4 protein-coding genes are annotated in these 2,825 nt (G+C 71.4%); all 4 read right to left on the bottom strand.

Annotated features, from left to right (window positions below):
* Positions 1-862, bottom strand: an 862-nt coding sequence (locus tag VG296_RS17480) for an adenylate/guanylate cyclase domain-containing protein (protein ID WP_325566809.1), incomplete at its 3' end; no start/stop codon positions are given.
* 24 nt (positions 863-886) lie between these two features.
* Positions 887-1,258 carry a Crp/Fnr family transcriptional regulator gene (locus VG296_RS17475; RefSeq protein ID WP_325566808.1) on the bottom strand — a complete coding sequence of 124 codons (372 nt, stop codon included), beginning with the start codon at positions 1,256-1,258 and terminating at the stop codon, positions 887-889.
* A 74-nt stretch (positions 1,259-1,332) separates the two neighbouring features.
* On the bottom strand, positions 1,333-2,127 hold the full coding sequence (locus tag VG296_RS17470) for an enoyl-CoA hydratase/isomerase family protein (protein ID WP_325566807.1): 795 nt from the start codon (positions 2,125-2,127) through the stop codon (positions 1,333-1,335).
* A 92-nt stretch (positions 2,128-2,219) separates the two neighbouring features.
* On the bottom strand, positions 2,220-2,825 hold a 606-nt coding region (locus VG296_RS17465; protein ID WP_325566806.1), incomplete at its 5' end, for a TetR/AcrR family transcriptional regulator.

Raw genomic sequence — 2,825 nt, 5'->3', positions numbered from 1 at the left:
CCGCTCGTTGGGCGCGCGCGACCAGCTCGTGCAGCGCATCGGCGAGCGCCTCGACGCCGTCCTGCTCCAGGATCGCGTCGGTCCCGCGGAAGTGCAGGAACGCGACGGCGGCGCGGCGGTGCTCCGGCGCGGACCCACCGTCGGCGATGTGCGCGCGGACCGCGGTCGACAGTGCCCGGCCGACCGCCTCCGTCGGCGGCAACACCATCGGTCCGGCCAGGGCCAGGTCGGCCGTGAGCGGATCGGCCCGCAGCAGGAAGCAGTCCGCCACGGCCGGCCCGAGCACCCGCTTCGGCAACCGTGCCGCCGTGCTCGCACTCACCACGATCTGCCCGTTGTCGGCCAACGCCTCGGTCCGCACGATGCCCGTGGCTCCGCTGCCCACCACCAGCGGCTCCAGGTGCGATTCCCCAACCAGGAAGAACTGGTAGGCCCCGGAGTGGACCCCGACCGTCATCCGCAGCCGGACGGCGACCCCGGCAACGTCCATCGGGACCAGTGCCCGCAGCCGCTGCCGCATCCGGAACGCGGCGTGGCCGGCGCGCTCCGGATGCCGGTCGCCCTCGAAGAACAGCAGCAGCGCGTCGCCGCCGAACTTGATCAGGCTGCCGCCGTTGTCGTAGGCGACGCGCAGCAGCTGCTCGAAAACCCGGTTGATCGTCCCGACCAGCAGTTCGGCGCCCTCCGCGCCCCGGCGTTGCAGGCGCTCGGACAGGCGGGTGAACCCGGACAGGTCGGCGAACAGCATCGAGCCGTCGACCTCGCGGACCCGGGAGAACGGTTCGGCGGCGAGCTGCATCAGGACCCCGCGTGGCACGTAGGGGTCGAACTGCCGGTCCTCGCCCGGCACGGCCGCGCTCACCAGCCTCGCGGCGAGGCCGGTGTACTACCCCTGGTCACCGGCGTGCGCCGCGTCGCGGTCCCGAAGCCGGCGGGCCAGCACCGACATGACCTGCAGCGCCAGGTTCGGCGTGTGGCTGACCAGGTACAGGAACGTGTCGCGGTCCATCGCCGCGACCGTGGTCTGGGCGTCTGCCTTCGCCGTCAGGCTGCGCGGCGACCGGTCCACCAGCGCCATCTCGCCGAGCACCTCGCCCGGACCGACTACGCCGACGCGGTGGCCGCCCTTGTACAGGCCGATCTCGCCGTCGATCACGCCGTACATGTGCTCGCCCAGCTCGCCCTCGTGGAAGAGCACCTCACCGACCGGAAGCACACGGGTGTCGCGAGCACCCGAGAAAACCGCGGGCACGTCCATGTCGGCCACCTTCGAACAGCCCTCGATCCGGCCCGACGCCGGGGGCTTTGAGCGTACCCGTAACCCGGGACGGTTCAGACGAAGCGCGGGGGGCGCTTCTCCTTGTGCGAAGCCAGCCCCTCGGCAACCTCCGGCCCGGTGAACCCGAGGAACTCCAGGGCCAGCGAGCTGTCGAAGATGGACCCGGCCAACTGGCGGTACCAGGCGTTCAGCGATTGCTTCGTCCAGCGCAGCGCGGTCGGGGCGCCGGCGGCGAGTTCGTGGGCCACCTCGCGGGCGGTGGTCAGCAGGTCCTCGTCGGCGACGCACATCGAGACCAGGCCGATCCGCTCGGCCTCCTCACCGCTGAGAGGCCGACACGTCATCAGGTAGTACTTGGCCTTCGCCATCCCGCACAGCAGCGGCCAGCAGACCGCGGCATGGTCGCCGGCCGCGACCCCGAGCCGGGTGTGGCCGTCGATGATCTTCGCGGTGCGGGCGACGATCGAGACGTCGGCCAGCACACCGGCCACCAGGCCCGCGCCCACCGCCGGGCCGTGCATCGCCGAGACGACCGGCTTGGTGAAGTCGATGATGTTGTAGACGAGGTCCCGCGCCTCGCGCAGCGTCCTCGCGCGCGTGGCCCAGTCGGCCATGATCTTCTCGATCATCTCGAACGAGCCGCCGGCGGAGAACCCACGGCCCTCGCCGCGGAGCAGAACCGCGCGGACCGAGTCGTCGGCGTCCAGCTCCCGCCAGATCTCCGCGAGTTGGCCGTGCGCGGCCTCGCTCACCGCGTTCAGCTTCCCGGAGCTGAGCACGACTTCGGCGACACCGGAGTCGTCCGGGCCGTCGACGCGCAACTCGCTGAACCTGGAGTACCGACTCACGTTCGTCCTCCTCGACGATGCCCGCCCCGCGCAGGGCGCTTGGTGCCGGAACTTACCGGCGGGCCGCAGCCGCGCAGGTGGCAACCGTCGGGTCAGGCCACCAGGCCGGCGAGCGCGCCTGCCACGAGCATCGGGATCGACCGGCTGAACTCGACGAAGGGGGCCGGTGACTGCTGGCCTCGCGAGACCATGATGCAGCCCTCGATGCCGGTGACCACGAGCGTCGCGAGGTGGGCCGCCTGCGGCGCGTTGAAGTTCTTCTCCACCAGGGCGTCGGCGATCGAGGAAGTCCACACGTTGAAGGCGTTCTCGACCGCGGCGGCCAGCTCGGTCGTCTCGGCCTCGCCGGTGGCGATGATGCCCATCAACGGGCAGCCGAGCTCGTAGCCGGAATTCACCAGGCGCTTGCGGTGGTGCTCGACCAGGCGCTGCAGGAAAGCGGTCGCGTCCGGCTTGCGCGCCGCGATGTGCGCGACCAGCTCGGGCAGCTCCCGGGTGACCTTGGCGGCCACCTCCAGCGCCAGCTCCAGCTTGCCCTTGGGGAAGTGGTAGTAGATCGAGCCGCGTGGGGCATCGGCCCGCTCGACGACGTCGAGCATGGTCACGCCGTAGCCCCGGTGGCTGAGCAGTTCCTCGCCGGCACTCACCATCCGGGCCCGGACATCGGCTCCTCGAGCCATGACGCACTCCTCGCGCAG

Source organism: Actinospica sp., from assembly GCF_035552695.1.
Taxonomy (GTDB): domain Bacteria; phylum Actinomycetota; class Actinomycetes; order Streptomycetales; family Catenulisporaceae; genus Actinospica.
This window is presented reverse-complemented; position numbering and strand designations above follow the sequence as displayed.